The organism is Allobosea sp. LjRoot237, assembly GCF_964253285.1.
Taxonomy (GTDB): domain Bacteria; phylum Pseudomonadota; class Alphaproteobacteria; order Rhizobiales; family Beijerinckiaceae; genus Allobosea.
Window position 1 is genome coordinate 5,000,619 of record NZ_CAXUQP020000001.1, and the last position, 14,860, is coordinate 5,015,478.

At 67.1% G+C, this 14,860-nt stretch carries 17 protein-coding genes and 1 other RNA gene; 8 read left to right on the top strand and 10 right to left on the bottom strand.

Translation table 11 applies throughout. The annotated features are described in order from the left end of the window. The first annotated feature begins 50 nt into the window (after positions 1-50). Positions 51-1,025 (top strand): cysteine synthase A, encoded by a 975-nt coding sequence (cysK, locus tag ACSQ24_RS24305; protein WP_436097169.1) that lies wholly within the window; start codon positions 51-53, stop codon positions 1,023-1,025. Beyond that, complete coding sequence (locus tag ACSQ24_RS24310; RefSeq protein ID WP_436097170.1) at positions 1,022-1,474, top strand: GNAT family N-acetyltransferase; 453 nt, start codon at positions 1,022-1,024, stop codon at positions 1,472-1,474. Before cysK ends, ACSQ24_RS24310 begins: the two co-directional genes overlap by 4 nt. A gap of 5 nt (positions 1,475-1,479) precedes the next feature. Here ACSQ24_RS24310 and ACSQ24_RS24315 read toward each other — a convergent pair whose 3' ends face one another. The 6 genes from ACSQ24_RS24315 to rpmH all read right to left on the bottom strand — a co-directional run bounded on the left by ACSQ24_RS24315 (position 1,480) and on the right by rpmH (position 6,607). Further along, positions 1,480-2,337: a VOC family protein gene (locus ACSQ24_RS24315; protein ID WP_436097171.1), complete on the bottom strand. Its 858-nt coding sequence runs from the start codon at positions 2,335-2,337 to the stop codon at positions 1,480-1,482. A gap of 215 nt (positions 2,338-2,552) precedes the next feature. Further along, a complete protein-coding gene (gene yihA, locus ACSQ24_RS24320) occupies positions 2,553-3,218 on the bottom strand; it encodes a ribosome biogenesis GTP-binding protein YihA/YsxC (RefSeq protein WP_436097172.1) in 666 nt (221 codons plus the stop codon). Positions 3,219-3,369: 151 nt separating this feature from the next. Further along, positions 3,370-4,047 (bottom strand): CatB-related O-acetyltransferase, encoded by a 678-nt coding sequence (locus ACSQ24_RS24325; protein ID WP_436097173.1) that lies wholly within the window; start codon positions 4,045-4,047, stop codon positions 3,370-3,372. A gap of 34 nt (positions 4,048-4,081) precedes the next feature. Further along, positions 4,082-5,989, bottom strand: a complete 1,908-nt coding sequence (gene yidC / locus ACSQ24_RS24330) for a membrane protein insertase YidC (RefSeq protein ID WP_436097174.1) — start codon at positions 5,987-5,989, stop codon at positions 4,082-4,084. 44 nt (positions 5,990-6,033) lie between these two features. Next, the gene (gene rnpA, locus ACSQ24_RS24335) at positions 6,034-6,417 is read right to left on the bottom strand and encodes a ribonuclease P protein component (protein ID WP_436097175.1); all 384 of its coding nucleotides are present in this window, start codon (positions 6,415-6,417) and stop codon (positions 6,034-6,036) included. Positions 6,418-6,472: 55 nt separating this feature from the next. After that, positions 6,473-6,607 (bottom strand): 50S ribosomal protein L34, encoded by a 135-nt coding sequence (gene rpmH / locus ACSQ24_RS24340; protein ID WP_103873127.1) that lies wholly within the window; start codon positions 6,605-6,607, stop codon positions 6,473-6,475. A 235-nt stretch (positions 6,608-6,842) separates the two neighbouring features. Here rpmH and ffs point away from each other — a divergent pair. From ffs to recR, 4 genes are all read left to right on the top strand, one after another. After that, positions 6,843-6,939: signal recognition particle sRNA small type (gene ffs / locus ACSQ24_RS24345), an RNA gene on the top strand. 123 nt (positions 6,940-7,062) lie between these two features. Beyond that, a complete protein-coding gene (locus tag ACSQ24_RS24350; RefSeq protein ID WP_436097176.1) occupies positions 7,063-8,916 on the top strand; it encodes a DNA polymerase III subunit gamma/tau in 1,854 nt (617 codons plus the stop codon). A gap of 19 nt (positions 8,917-8,935) precedes the next feature. Next, positions 8,936-9,256, top strand: coding sequence for a YbaB/EbfC family nucleoid-associated protein (locus tag ACSQ24_RS24355; RefSeq protein ID WP_436097177.1), 321 nt, complete (start codon positions 8,936-8,938; stop codon positions 9,254-9,256). Between the two features lie 153 nt (positions 9,257-9,409). After that, positions 9,410-10,015, top strand: a complete 606-nt coding sequence (gene recR / locus ACSQ24_RS24360) for a recombination mediator RecR (protein WP_436097178.1) — start codon at positions 9,410-9,412, stop codon at positions 10,013-10,015. A gap of 7 nt (positions 10,016-10,022) precedes the next feature. Here recR and ACSQ24_RS24365 read toward each other — a convergent pair whose 3' ends face one another. Beyond that, positions 10,023-10,310 (bottom strand): hypothetical protein, encoded by a 288-nt coding sequence (locus ACSQ24_RS24365; protein WP_436097179.1) that lies wholly within the window; start codon positions 10,308-10,310, stop codon positions 10,023-10,025. A gap of 213 nt (positions 10,311-10,523) precedes the next feature. Here ACSQ24_RS24365 and dapD point away from each other — a divergent pair, with 213 nt between their 5' ends. Next, positions 10,524-11,366, top strand: a complete 843-nt coding sequence (dapD, locus tag ACSQ24_RS24370; RefSeq protein WP_436097180.1) for a 2,3,4,5-tetrahydropyridine-2,6-dicarboxylate N-succinyltransferase — start codon at positions 10,524-10,526, stop codon at positions 11,364-11,366. A 19-nt stretch (positions 11,367-11,385) separates the two neighbouring features. Further along, positions 11,386-11,979, top strand: a complete 594-nt coding sequence (locus ACSQ24_RS24375) for a hypothetical protein (protein WP_436097181.1) — start codon at positions 11,386-11,388, stop codon at positions 11,977-11,979. A 38-nt stretch (positions 11,980-12,017) separates the two neighbouring features. Here the strand turns inward: ACSQ24_RS24375 and ACSQ24_RS24380 are convergent, their stop codons facing one another. The 3 genes from ACSQ24_RS24380 to ACSQ24_RS24390 form a co-directional block, all read right to left on the bottom strand. Then, positions 12,018-12,572: a DUF1269 domain-containing protein gene (locus ACSQ24_RS24380; protein ID WP_436097182.1), complete on the bottom strand. Its 555-nt coding sequence runs from the start codon at positions 12,570-12,572 to the stop codon at positions 12,018-12,020. Positions 12,573-12,658: 86 nt separating this feature from the next. Next, on the bottom strand, positions 12,659-14,152 hold the full coding sequence (locus ACSQ24_RS24385) for an MDR family MFS transporter (RefSeq protein WP_436097961.1): 1,494 nt from the start codon (positions 14,150-14,152) through the stop codon (positions 12,659-12,661). A gap of 160 nt (positions 14,153-14,312) precedes the next feature. Continuing rightward, a complete protein-coding gene (locus tag ACSQ24_RS24390; protein ID WP_436097183.1) occupies positions 14,313-14,765 on the bottom strand; it encodes a winged helix-turn-helix transcriptional regulator in 453 nt (150 codons plus the stop codon). Between the last annotated feature and the right edge of the window lie 95 nt (positions 14,766-14,860).

The window sequence follows — 14,860 nt, forward strand, 5'->3', positions numbered from 1 at the left end:
TAGCCTGAGCGCAAGTTCTCGATCCAAGATCACCAGCAAGGGAGGCCGCCATGGCCGATGCAGCGCAGAAGCCCGCCCATGTCCCCGGCCGCGGCCGCGTCTATGACTCGATCACCGACACGATCGGCGATACCCCGCTGGTGCGCCTGAACCGCCTGCCGGCCGAGCGCGGCGTCGACGCGACGATCCTGGCCAAGCTCGAATTCTTCAATCCGATCTCGAGCGTCAAGGACCGAATCGGCGTCTCCATGATCGACGCGCTCGAAGCCTCCGGCGCGCTCAAGCCCGGCGGCACGCTGATCGAACCGACCTCGGGCAATACCGGTATCGCGCTCGCCTTCGTCGCTGCCGCGCGCGGCTACCGGCTGATCCTGGTCATGCCCGAGACGATGTCGCTCGAGCGCCGCAAGATGCTGGCCTTCCTCGGCGCCGAGCTGGTACTGACGCCCGGCCCCGGCGGCATGCGCGGCGCCGTCGCCAGGGCCGAGGAGCTCAAAGCTGAGATTCCGGGTGCGATCATCCCGCAGCAGTTCGAGAACCCGGCCAATCCGGCGATCCACCGTAAGACCACGGCCGAGGAGATCTGGAACGACACCAACGGCGCGGTCGACATCGTCATCTCCGGCGTCGGCACCGGCGGCACCATCACCGGCGTCGGCCAGGTGCTGAAGGCGAAGAAGGCCTCGGTGAAGATGGTCGCGGTCGAGCCAGAGGATTCGCCGGTCCTGTCGGGCGGCCAGCCCGGTCCGCACAAGATCCAGGGCATCGGCGCCGGCTTCGTCCCGGGCATCCTCGACCGCGGCGTCATCGACGAGGTCGTCACCGTCGGCAACCAGACTGCCTTCGAGACCGCGCGCGCGCTCGCCAAGGCCGAGGGCATCCCAGCCGGCATCTCCTCGGGTGCGGCCGTCGCTGCGGCGCTGGAAGTCGGCGCCCGGCCGGAGAATGCCGGCAAGACGATCGTGGTGATCATCCCCTCCTTCGCCGAGCGCTATATCTCCAGCGCGCTGTTCGAGGGGCTGTGATTCCAACGAACCTGCAGATCGTCCGGCTGAGCGAAACCCTGCCGGATGATCTGCCTGCCTTGCAAGCCGAAGCGGCGGCCGAGGGCTATCGCTTCGTCGAGGGTATCCTCGAAGAATGGGACGCCGGCCATTACGAAGGCCAGGACGAGCGCAACACGCTCCTTGCGGTCTATCGCGGCGGGGAGCTGGCAGCGATCGGCGCCGTGACACCCGATCCCTATGATCCGGCTCCCGACCTGCTGCGCATCCGCCATGTCTATGTCCGGCCGGGCTACCGGCGCGAAGGCGTCGGCCGTTCGCTCGCCAGCGCGCTGATCCAGCAGGGTCTCGCGCTGGCACCCAGCCTGTCGCTCAATGCTGCCGATGCCGGCGCCAGCGCCTTCTGGGAGGTGATGGGTTTTCGGCCGGATGCCGGCGGCACCCGCCGGACCCATCTGTTGACGCGCTGAGAGGCTCAGCGCCGAAGCGTGATCCGGTTGCCCCAGGGATCGACGACCGATCCAGCATCCCCGCCAGCAGCCGCCATGCGCCGGCTCAGCGCGGCATGGGCCTCATCGTCGCGCGCGACCAGCTCGAAGTTCGACAAACCCGCCTCACTGTCCCGGCGCGGACCGGCGCCGCGGCTGTGCCAGGTATTGGCGGCGACGTGGTGGTGATAGCCGCCGGTCGCCATGAAGCTCGCGCCGGGATAATGCACAGTCACCTCGAAGCCGAGTGCATCGCGATAGAAGCCCTCGGCCCGCGCGACATCGCCGACGCGCAGATGGACATGGCCCATCACGGTACCCTCAGGCATTCCGGCATAAGCGCGATCGTCAGCGTCCCGCAGCAGCGCGTCGAGATCGAGCCGCTCGGTCGCCATCTTGAGCCGGCCGCCATCAAGGCGCGGCCATTCGGGACGGCTGCGGTCGCGATAGATCTCGATACCGTTGCCCTCGGGGTCGGAGAGATACAGCGCTTCGCTGACGAGATGGTTCGAGGCACCCTCCAGCCCAACACCCGTCTCGGCCGCGTGCCGCAGCCAGTTGCCGAGGTCGCGGCGCGACGGCAGCAGGATCGCCATGTGGAACAGGCCGGCGGCCGAGGACGGACGCTGCGCGCCGGCTTCGAGCTTGACCAGCGGCTCGCCGCCGGCGCCAAGCACGACGCGCTCCGCATCCTGGCTCAGGACCGAGAGCCCGATCGAATCCCGGTAGAAGGCGGTCAGCCCGGCAAGATCACGGACGCGCAAACTCACCGCGCCGATATGGATGGGGGCGTCGAGCGCCTCGTTGCGAAGAGGTTGGGCCAAAGCCTCAGTGGCTGCGGACATGGGACTGCTCCAAACTTGCGGGCGGCAACGCCGCCCGACAGCAAGATGGGGTTTTCAGCCGCGCTTGTCGTCCCCTTGCCGGGCAAGTTCGAAATTGCGCCGCCGCAATCTCATTCAACCGTCATTGCGAGGAGCGAAGCGACGAAGCAATCCCGTGGCCGTGGAGCGAGCCACCCTGGATTGCTTCGCTTCGCTCGCAATGACGCTTCAAGCCGTCAGGCTCGCTCCGCCAGCGCCCGCGCGATCGCGGCGCGGAATTCGGGAATGCCGAGCCCCTTCTCGCTGGAAGTCAGCAGCACCTCGGGGAAAGCGGCCGGACGGCGCTTGATCTCGTCATAGGTCGCCTCGGCCATGAAGGACTGGTCGGCCTGCTTCAGCGCATCGCCCTTGGTCAGCACGACCTGATAGCTGACGGCGGCCTTGTCGAGCGTCTCCAGCACGGCGCCGTCGACGTCCTTGATGCCGTGGCGGGCGTCGATCAGCACGTAGACGCGCATCAGGTTGGCGCGGCCGCGCAGATAATCGTGGATCAGCCGCGTCCAGGCCGCGACCTTCTCCTTGCCGACGGCGGCATAGCCATAGCCGGGCATGTCGACGATGGTCAGGCGCTCGTCATGATCGACCTGGCGGAAGAAATTGAGCTGCTGGGTGCGGCCCGGCGTGTGCGAGGTCCGCGCCAAAGCGTTGCGGCGGGTCAGCGCGTTGATCAGGCTCGATTTGCCGACATTGGAGCGGCCGGCGAAGGCGATCTCCTGCCCGACCATGGGCGGCAGGTCGTCGATCTTGGTCGAGGCCCAGACGAAGTCCCACGGCCCCTCGAACAGTTTTCGGGCGGTCTCGAGCTCGTCGGCGGTGAAGGGCGTGGTCGTGCTGGCGGTCATGGCTTCTGCCTAGTCTGAAAACAGAAGCCCTCATCCTGAGGAGCCGCGATAGCGGCGTCTCAAAGGATGGTCCAGTGCGCTCCGGAAGCATCCTTCGAGACGCAGCCTGAAGGCTGCTCCTCAGGATGAGGGCTGAGGATGGATCGAGGTCTTACACGGCGGCGCGCAGCGCGTCGATGTCCGCACCGGCGATCAATGGCAGGTTGCGGGCGATCTTCTCGGGCTCCCAGTCCCACCAGCGGATTTCGAGCAACGCCGCGACCACCTCCGACGGGAAGCGCGTCTTCACGACGCGGCCTGGATTGCCGACGACGACGGCATAGGGCGGAACGTCGCGGGAAACCTGCGCCCGCGTGCCGATGATAGCGCCGTCGCCGATGGTGATGCCGGGCATGATCACCGCCTCACGGCCGATCCAGACATCGCTGCCGATCACGGTATCGCCGCGCAAACCGAGGCCGTCACACGTGAAATCCGGCACATTCTCGAAACCGAACATGCCAAACGGATAGGTCGAGAAGCCGCCCATCGGATGATTGGCGCCGTTCATGATGAACTGCGCCGCCTGGGCGATGGCGACGAACTTGCCGATGATCAGCCGGTCGCCGATGAAGTCGAAATGATAACGCACGCAGCGGGCGAGGAAATGCTCCGGGCCGCGCGAGTCGTCGTAATAGGAGTAGTCGCCGACCTCGACGAGCGGGTGGTCGACGACGGCCTTGAGGAAGGCGGTGCCTTTCCAGCCGGCGATCGGATGGCGGGTTTTCGGATCGGGCAGAGGCATGGATTCAAGCGAATGGCGAATGGCGAGTAGCGAATGGAAGCTCATCCATTCGCCATTCGCTACTCGCCATTCGCTGCCCTCACTTCTTGTTGCTGTTCGCCGGCTTGCCGGGAGCGGGCACAGCCGGGGTCGCCGCCGCAGTCGCCGGCTTCTTGCCGAACATCGCCTTGATGTTGTCGAACAGCTCGATCTTGACGCCGTGCTTCCGCATGATGAAGCCCTGCTGGAGGATCGAGAGCAGGTTGTTCCAGCTCCAGTAGATCACCAGGCCGGCCGGGAACGAGCCGAGCAGGAAGGTGAAGAACACCGGCATCCAGGTGAACATCATCTTCTGGACCGGATCCGGCGGCTCCGGGTTCATCTTCATCTGCACGAACATCGTCACGCCCATCAGGATCGGCCAGATGCCGAGATGCAGCATGGCCGGCGGCGTGAACGGCAGGGCGCCGAACAGGTTGAAGAGATTGGTCGGGTCCGGCGCGGCGAGGTCGCGGATCCAGCCATAGAACGGCGCGTGCCGCATCTCGATGGTGATGAACAGGATCTTGTAGAGCGCGAAGAAGACCGGGATCTGCACCAGCACCGGCCAACAGCCGGCGAGCGGGTTGATCTTCTGCGTCTTGTACAGCTCCATCAGCGCCTGCTGCTGCTTCATCTTGTCGTCAGCATAGCGCTCGCGGATCGCCACCATCTCCGGCTGAACCGCCTTCATCTTTGCCATCGAGGCGTAGGACTTGTTGGCGAGCGGGAAGAACAGGCCCTTCAGCAGGACGGTCACGACCAAGATCGCGATGCCGAAATTGCCGACATGCTTGTAGACCCAGTCCATCACGTAGAACATCGGCTTCGTGATGAAATAGAACCAGCCCCAGTCGATCATCAGCTCGAAGCGCTTGATGCCCTGGTTCTTCTCGTAGCCGTCGATGGCTGAGACTTCCTTGGCGCCGGCGAACAGGCGCGAGGAGGCGCTGGCCGAAGCACCGGGTGCGACACTGACCGCTTCGCCGAGGAAGTCTGCCTGGTAGGTGCGCACCGAACCGGTCTGCACCGAGGAATAGCGGCCCTCGTATTTCTTGCCCTGGTCGGGGATCGCGGCAGCGGCCCAGTACTTGTCGGTGATGCCGACGAAGCCGCCGACCACGTCCTTCCAGGCCTTGCCATGCGTCGCCGAGCCGAGCGCCGGCTCCTTGTCGATGGCGTCGTAGGTGTATTCCTGCAGGCCCTGCTCGCCGAGCGAGCCGATCATGCCCTCGTGCAGCACGTAGTAGCCGAGCGTCGCCGGCTTGCCGACGCGCACGACCTGGCCGTAGGGGTAGAGTGAGACGGCGTTCGCACCCTTGTTCTCGACCTCGTCGCGGATCGAGAACATCGCGTTGTCGTCGACCGCGATGGTGCGCTTGAACACCAGGCCCTGGCCGTTGTCCCAGCTCAGCGTCACCGGCTTGGCCGAGGTCAGGACCTCGCTGTCGGCGGTCCAGACCGTGGTGGCGTTCGGCAGCGGGACGGCGGCGCCCGGCCCCGCGACCCAGCCGAAATCGGAATAATAGGCGTTGGGCCCACCGGCCGGCGAGAGCAGCACGATGATCGGGCTCTTCGGGTCGACGGTCTCGTGATAGGCCTTGAGCGAGACGTCGTCGATGCGCGCGCCGGTCAGCGCGAGCGAGCCCGCGATCTTGGGCGTATCGATCCTGAGGCGTGGACCGGCGGTGAGGGCAGCTTCGCGGGTCGTCGCGACGGGTGCGGCCGTGACCGGCGCCTGGCCGGGCTGCGCCGGCGCGGTGCCCGGAGCCGTACCGGGTGCAGCCGGGGCGCCGGGAGGCTGGGTCGCCTGCTGGCCAGGCGCTTGCTGGCTCTGCGTCTGCTGGTTCTGCTGCGCGATCTGGCGCTGCTTCTCCGCCTGCGGCATGCCGTAGAAATACTGCCAGCCGAGCAGCACGACGACCGAGAGGGTGATCGCCAGCAGCAGGTTGCGGTTGTCTTCTTTCATCATCATCGTCTGAAAACGGTCTCGCTGGCGGCCCTGGCGGGCGACTATGAGGCGGGGCGCGAAGGGGAGCGCCGATCGGGGCGGCGCTTGCCGCCGCTCGGGCGGGCACGGTCGAGCGCGACCGCGATATCATCGACCATTGCCGCGAACGCGGCGTTCACGGTTTCGGGCCGGGCGACGATCACGAGATCGCAAGGCTTGCTGGTCTGCTCCGCCAGAGCGAGCGCAGCGGCAGCGCGCAGGCGGCGGCGGATGCGGTTGCGCACCACGGCGTTGCCGGTCTTGCGCGAAGCGGTCAGCCCGAGGCGCAGGCCTTCCTGGGCCGGCTTGTCGAGCACCTGCGCGGTGAAGGCGGACGAACGAAAACGGCGGCCGTGCTCGGCCGCCGCGAGAAAGTCCTTGCGTTGCGTCAGACGGGCGAGGCGCATGGCGGTTGGCCAGTCTTCCGGAACGGGCGCGCCTGGAAAGCGCGCCTTGAGCTCATCAGGCCGACAGGCGCTTGCGGCCGTGGGCGCGACGGGCGGCGATGACCTTCTGGCCGCCCTTGGTCGCCATACGGGCGCGGTAGCCGTGGCGGCGCTTACGCACCAGCTTGCTGGGTTGATAGGTTCTCTTCACGGTCCGTCTCCGGGGGCCTAGATCGGCGCGGCGAGCGTAGCCCTCATAAGAAAGCCGATGCCAGCAGGGCCTGTCGTGCAAAAAGGGTCCGCGCCGGCCGATAGGCAGCGCAGATGGCGGGCTTATGGCGGATGGGGCAGCCCAAGTCAATGCCGAAACACCTGTGCCGGACCGTCGCAGCGGCACCATCCTTGCCGGACTTGCGCTCACGCGCCAAAGCAACGATATAGCCGGCGGGAGGTTGGCGAGGGACGTCTCACTCGCCAACCCGGTCAGGTCCGGAAGGAAGCAGCCGTAACGAGACCGAACGGGTCTTCGTCCAACCTCCTACTTCTGCGCAAGGTCATCTTTGCGCATGTGCGTGAGCTGCGCCTCCCTCATATTCCTGACGCATTCGCGCCCGCCCATGACAGAGCGGCGTTGACCGGCGCGCCGCGATTGGCGAAAGCAGGGGCATGACCGACGAGACCGTCCTTGCCGACGAGCCGGGTTTTCCCGGCATGGCTCCGGCGCCAGCCCCAGCAGCAGCGCCCACCGGCTATCGCGTGCTGGCGCGCAAATACCGGCCGGCGCATTTCGGCGACCTGATCGGCCAGGACGCCATGGTCCGGACGCTGACCAACGCCTTCGCGGCGGGCCGCATCCCGCAGGCCTGGATGCTGACCGGCGTGCGCGGTGTCGGCAAGACCACGACGGCGCGCATCCTGGCGCGGGCGCTGAACTATCAGAACGCCGACGGCAGCGGCGCCCCGACCACCGAGCTGACGCAGTTCGGCGTGCATTGCCAGGCGATCGTCGAGGGCCGGCATATCGACGTGATGGAGATCGACGCCGCCTCGAACAACGGCGTCGACAATGTCCGCCAGATCAACGACGCGGTGCGCTACGCCCCGACCAGCGCGCGCTACAAGGTCTACATCATCGACGAGGTCCACATGCTCTCGGGAGGCGCCTTCAACGCCTTCCTGAAGACGCTGGAGGAGCCGCCGCCGCACGCCAAGTTCATCTTCGCGACCACCGAGATCCGCAAGGTGCCGGTCACGGTGCTGTCGCGCTGCCAGCGCTTCGACCTGCGCCGCGTCGATGCTGCCCTGCTCGTCGGGCATCTCGACAGGATCTGCCGGGCCGAGGGTATCGAAGCCGAGGAAGAGGCGCTCGCTGCCGTGGCGCGCGCCGCCGAGGGCTCGGTGCGCGATTCGCTCTCGATCCTCGATCAGGCGATCGCCCATGCCGGCGGCAGGATCACGCTGGACGAGGTCCGCACCATGCTCGGCCTCTCCGACCGGGCGCGCGTCATCGACCTGTTCGAGCTGGTGATGAAGGGCGACATCGCCGGGGCGCTGACCGAGCTGCGGGCGCAGTACGATGCCGGTGCCGACCCAGCGGTGGTGCTGTCTGATCTCGCCGAGTTCAGCCATCTGGTGACACGGCTCAAGCTCGTGCCGGATGCCGCCAAGGACAACAGCCTCTCCCAAGCCGAACGGCTGCGCGGCGCCGACTTCGCCCAGCGCCTGTCGATCCGCGTGCTGGCGCGGGCCTGGCAGATGCTGCTGAAGGCGATCGGCGAAGTCCGCCAGGCCGACCGGCCGGTGCTGGCGGCCGAGATGGCGCTGGTGCGCCTCGCCCATGCCGCCGACCTGCCGACGCCAGACGAGGCGCTCAGGATGCTGCGCGATGGCGGCGGCAGCCTTGGCGGCAATGGCTCATCCGCCCCGCGCTCGCCCTCGGGCGGCGGCGCGACCGCGCTCGCGGCCCGCCCGGTGCTCGCCAGCGCCAATCCGATGCCGGTCGCGGCGCCCGTCGCACAGCCGCGGGCCAGCGCCCTGCCGCAGCCGCAGAACCTGGAAGATCTGGTCGCGCTCGCCTCGCGCCAGCGCGACATCACCATGAAGCTGGCGCTGGAACGCGACATCCGGCTGGTGCGCTTCGAGCAGGGCCGGATCGAGTTCGCGCTGGCCGAGAGCGGCAACCGCCTTCTCGCCAACGATCTGTCGAAGCGGCTGAAGGAATGGACCGGCCAGACCTGGCTTGTCGCCGTCGTCAACGCGGAAGGCACCGCGACCTTGCGCGAACAGGCGGCGGCCGCGCGCGACAAGCGCGAGAACGATGCCGCCAGCCATCCCGCCGTGCGTGCCGTGCTGGAACGCTTTCCGGGCGCACGCATCGTCGACGTCCGCGATCCGCGCGAGCCGGAAGCCGAAGCGCCAACCACGGCAGCAGGCGGCGATGAGGATCTGCCCGAGGCCGAGCCGCTCTTCGACGACAGCGAGCCCGATTTCGAAGGCGTCGAGTTCTGGACCGACAATTGAACACGAAGGGAGCGCCGCCATGCGCGACATGATGGGCCTGATGAAGCAGGCGCAGGACATGCAGAAGAAGATGGCCGATATGCAGGCCGAGCTTGAGACGCTCGAATTCGAGGGCTCGGCCGGCGGCGGCCTGGTCAAGGTGGTGATGACTGCCAAGAACGTGCTGAAATCAGTGAAGATCGACCCGAGCCTGATGGTGCAGGGCGAGGAGGAGATCCTCGAGGACCTCGTCATCTCCGCCAGCAACGACGCCCGCACCAAGGCCGAGCGCGTCGTGCAGGAGAAGATGGCCGAGGTCACCCGGGGCCTGCCGATCCCGCCCGGCATGAAGCTGTTCTGATGCCGTTCTCCGCGCTGTCATCCCGGGCGAGCACAGCTCGACCCGGGATCCATGCCGGAGCCTTTCCGATCAGCGTTCAGGCATGGATTCCGGCTCTCCGCTTCGCTGCGGCCGGGATGACCACGCGGGAATGCCAAGGTTGACGTTGCGCCGATGTCCCGCACCATCGCCGGCCCCGAGATCGAACGCCTGATCCAGCTCCTGGCCAAGCTGCCGGGCTTAGGCCCGCGCTCCGCCCGCCGCGCCGCACTGCACCTCGTCAAGAAGCGCGAGCAATTGCTCGGTCCGCTGGCGGAAGCGATGGCGGTGGCGCGCGAGCGCATCGTCGTCTGCTCGACCTGCGGCAATGTCGACACCAGCGATCCCTGCGGGCTCTGTCGCGATCCACGCCGCGACGACAGCCTGATCGTCGTCGTCGCCGATATCGCCGATCTCTGGGCGCTGGAGCGCTCGGGCGCGGTCAGCGGGCGCTATCACGTGCTCGGCGGCGTGCTCTCGGCGCTCGACGGCATCCGGCCCGAGAACCTCTCGCTCGATGCGCTGGTGGCACGGGCCTCGGATCCGGCGATGAAGGAGATCATTCTCGCGCTCAACGCCACGGTCGAGGGCCAGACCACGGCGCATTTCATCACCGACCTGCTGACGCATCTTCAGGTCAAGGTGACCAAGCTTGCGCATGGCGTTCCGGTCGGCGGCGAGCTCGACTATCTCGATGACGGCACGCTGGCGGCGGCGATCCGCCAGCGCACGGGCTTTTGAGGCCGTCTCAATCGTCCCAGGGAGAGGCGCTCTTGCAGCGGTAGCCGACGAAGCATTGCGGCGTGTCGCGGGCCGGCACCCAGGCTGGGTCGGCCATTTCGTCGAACTGACAGAAGCTGCGGTCGCGCACGAAGCGGTCATAGGTATAGCCGCCGGTGCCGAGCACGATCGCGCCATTGGCAATGACGCTCTGGCGGTTGGCCTCGCAATTGCGTGTCGGCGACTGCAGCCGCCCTTGTGCGAGCGCCGGACCGGCGAGGCTGAGGGCGAGAAGAGTGAGCAGGACCCGGGTCATCTTTCGCCTCCGCTGCGTTAAGCCTGTTCGCATTGTAACACGCCCGCGCCGCGCGCGTTCCCGCTTTGCCTTGACGAGGCCGCAGGCTTCCGCCATCGCTCACCCCCGTCATGCTCGGGCTTGTCCCGAGCATCCACGTCTTCCCCTTTTCATCCACGTCGCAAAACGTGGATGGTCGGCACAAGCCCGACCATGACGAGAGAGAGCCGCTCCATGTCCCTGACCGATCTCGCCGCCACCATCGACGCTGCCTGGGAGAACCGGGCCGAGATCGGCATCAACACCAAGGGCGCCGTGCGCGAGGCGGTCGAGCAGGCGATCGAACTGCTCGATTCCGGGCAGGCCCGCGTCGCCGAGAAGTCCGGCGGCGAATGGGTCACGAATCAGTGGCTGAAGAAGGCGGTACTGCTCTCCTTCCGCCTCGCCGACAATGAGGTGATGGCGCACGGTCCCGGCGAGGGCGTGTTCTGGGACAAGGTGCCGTCGAAGTTTGCCGGCTGGGGCGAGAACCGCTTCCGCGCCGCCGGCTTCCGCATCGTGCCGCCGGCCGCGGCGCGCAAGGGCTCCTATCTCGGGCCGAACGTCATCCTGATGCCGTCCTTCGTGAACATCGGCGCCTATGTCGATTCCGGCACGATGGTCGACACCTGGGCGACGGTCGGCTCTTGCGCCCAGATCGGCAAGAACGTGCATCTGTCTGGCGGCGTCGGCATCGGCGGCGTGCTCGAGCCACTGCAGGCCAATCCGACCATCATCGAGGACAACTGCTTCATCGGCGCCCGCTCCGAGGTGGTCGAGGGCGTCGTCGTCGGCGAAGGCTCGGTGCTGGCCATGGGCGTCTTCATCTCGGCCACGACCAAGATCGTCGACCGCGCCACCGGGCAGGTCCATATCGGCAAGGTGCCGCCCTATTCGGTGGTCGTCGCCGGCTCGCTGCCGGGCAAACCGCTGAACGACGGCACGCCCGGCCCCTCGCTCTACTGCGCCGTGATCGTCAAGACGGTCGACGCCCAGACCCGTGCCAAGACCGGCATCAACGAGCTGTTGCGCGATTGAAGCCAACGAGGCGGAGCCCATGAAGGCCCTCCTGAGCGCCGCGGCCCTCTCGATCTTCACTCTCTCCGCGCAGCAGGTGCGCGCCGAGCCGGTCAACCTGACGCTGAAGCTCGTCGACGAGGCCGGCAAGCCGATCGCCGGCCAGGCGCTCCGGGTCGCGATCGGCTCCGAGGCCGAGGCCAGCGCGCCGGAGGCAGGCCAGCGCCTGTCCACCGATGCGAGCGGTGTCGTGCGCATGACGGCTGACGCGACGATCGACCGTCGCAGCGTCTCCTCGACCAGCGCCTTCACCCGCCATCCGGCCGAGCATCTCGTCGTCGGCGTCGAGCTCGATCTGAGCGGCCGGCGAGCGCTCTACCGTGTCAGGCTCGATCAGACCAGGGCCGGCACGGTCGGCCAGATCAATGCCTTCCTGCCGGGCGCCGGCGGCCGCTTCGACCTGCCGCTCGCCTTCCACGCCGACACGCAGAGCTGGAGCTTGCCCGACGACCCCGCCGGTTTGCGGTTGACGGGCATCGGCGCCGAGCTGAAGGCGCACAGCATGGAAGGCTCAACCGAAACCGGCCGCACGGTCGCGCTCACCATCGCCAAGCAGGCTTTCAAGCGGCGATAAGCGCGAGGCTATCGTCAGGTTTGCGCGGTGATGCGCTTTCACGCACCAGGAATCGGATTCGGCGTCGGCTCGGTCGATGCAGGCGCCAACTCCTGTCGCTGCGCTGCCGGCGAAGCCGCGAGCGCATCGCGCAGTTTCTGCTCCTGCGTATGGTCGAGCGAGGTCTTGAGCACGACACCGCCGGTGCCCTTCAGCGCTTCAAGTACCTTGTCGCCGGTCATCTTCTGGATCAGCACGAAGAGCGCGGCATTGCCCGGCTGCAGATTGGCGGCGAGCTCCTTCATGAAGCCGTCATTGACGCCATAATCGGTGAGAGCCCCGCCGAGCGCACCGGAGGCGGCACCAAGCGCCGCGCCGAAGATCGGCATCAGAAAGATCGCGCCGATCAGCAGGCCCCAGAAGCCGCCCGAGGCAGCGCCAAGCGCCGTGGTGTTGAGCAGCTGGTTGAGCTTGATCTTGCCGCCCTCGTGCATCACCGCGATCGCAGCATCGCTGATCTGGATCAGGTATTCCTTCTGCAGGCCGATGATCTTCTGCCGCATTTCCTCGGCCTTGGCCTCGGTCGGATAGACGATGACGACGAGATCGGACATGGCGCACTCCTCTGACGCGACGGTTTAAAGCTGACGCCGCTCTGTGACGGGCTTGCGGCAAACGCGCGACGAATGCCGACGTTCCGCTACTCTCCGGCCACCTCCTTGGCGGCAGCGAGTGCCGCGCCGCGCAGCGGCAGCTCCTTCATGCGTATCAGGAAGAGGAGTGCCAGGGCGAATCCGGCGAAGCTCGCGGCAAAGACGTAACGAAACAGCCAGATCATGGTCGCACGATCGACCGCGCCGGCCTTCAGCGTCTCGGCCGAGAGCCCGACGCCGCTCGCACCCAGCCCGCCGAGCACGATAGCGCCGAAGATGGCGACGATCAGCGCGCCGCCGATCTGGCGGAAGAAATTCGCGGTCCCCGTCGCGGTGCCGAGCTGATGCATCGGCACGGCGTTCTGGATCGAGACCGTCGCGACCGGCAAAAGCGTGCCGAAGCCGACGCTGATGAAAGCCAGCACCAGCCCGAAGCCCCACAAGGGCAGTTGGTCGCCATAGGCGATCAGCGCCGCCGTGCCGGCGAGCGCGACGACGAGCCCTGCGACCGGCACGCGTTTGTAATGTGTCAGCTTGCCCATCGCCCGGCCCGAGGAGGTCGCGCCAAGGACCGTGCCGCAGGTCAACGGAATCAGCCCGAGGCCGGAATTGGCGGCCGACAGGCCCGCCACGGTCTCGAAATAGAGCGGCAGATAGATGGTGAGCCCGATGAAGGTGCCCATGCCGAAGCCGGCGGCGATGGTGCCGTTGCGGACCACCGGATTGGCGAGAACCGTGAGCGGAATCAGTGGCTCTTCGGCGCTGCGCAGGCGCCAGGCGAAGCAGAGCCAGAGCAGGAACGAGCCGGCGACGAGGCCAAGGATCTGCGCAGAGGCCCACGGATAATGCGTGCCGCCCCAGGACAGTGCCAGCAGCACGGTCATCGTCGCGCCGGTCATCAGGAACGCGCCGAGCACGTCGAGCTTGTGCGGCCGTTCATGCCGCGGCAGGCGCTTCAGCGCCCGATCGGTCATCCAGTAGGCGCCGAGCCCGAGCGGCAGGTTGATCCAGAAGATCACCGACCAGTGCAGCGCCTCGGCGATCAGGCCGCCCAGCACCGGGCCGAGCAGCGAGGAGGAGAAGAAGACGGTGGCGAAATAGACCTGGTATTTGCCGCGCTCCCGGGGCGGGACCATGTCGCCGACGATGGTCTGCGCCATGGCGATCAAGCCGCCGCCGCCGAGCCCCTGCACGAAACGGGCGGCCACCAGCAGCCAGAGCGAGGGTGCGAGCGCGCAGGCGGCCGAGCCGATCACGAAGATCACGATGCCGCCCAGCATGGTGACCCGGCGGCCATGGATATCAGCGAACTTGCCGTAGAGCGGCGTCACTGCGGTCGAGGCGAGCAGATAGGAGGTCACCACCCAGGGCAGATGGGCGACGTCGCCGAGCTCGCGCCCGATCGTCGGCATCGCGGTCGCGACGATGGTCTGGTCGAGCGCCGCCAGGAACATGGCGAGCATGGTCCCGGTCAGGATCGACCGGATATCGGCATGGGAAAGCGCCGCCTGCTCTGGCGGCGTCTCGACCCGCTTGTCCATCGGCACGTGCCTGTCCTGTGCGTGGGGAATGCCGAACGATAAAGCCCAGCCTCGCCATGCGCCAGAGTCAGGGACGCAAGGCCGCTGCGAAGTGAGCGCAGGCCGATGCCGATTTCGACCTTCTGGCGTGGCTGAAGCGATCGAAACAGCCGGTTTCGGCTCAACCCGTCTCGAGTACCTTCAGGATCACGGCCTCATCCGCGCCGATCGGCCGGCCGTCCTCGGTCTGCACGGTCAGGATGACCTTGCGGCCGCTGTCGCGCTCGATCAGCGAAGAATGCTTCTCGCCCGGCGCGAACAGATGCTGCTCGCCCCATTGCCTGAGCGCCACCATCACCGGGAAGAGGTCGCGGCCCTTGGCGGTCAGCCGGTATTCCTGGCGCGTGCCGCCTGCCGCAGCCGGGACGGTTTCGAGGATGCCGCGCGCCGTCAGCGTGCGCAGCCGCTCGGAGAGGATGTTCCGGGCGATGCCGAGGCTCTTCTGGAACTCGCTGAAGCGGGTCATGCCGTCGAACGCGTCGCGCACGATCAGCATCGACCACCAGTCGCCGATCGCGTCGAGCGCCCGGGCGCTCGGGCAATAATCGCTCACCAGGCTGCGGCGCTTGACCATCGGCGACGAGGTTCTCCTCAAGGCTCCGTGAACGGCAATCGGTTGCAAGATAAAACCGTCACTGCTATTCCGCAATGAGTTTCATAATGAAACTC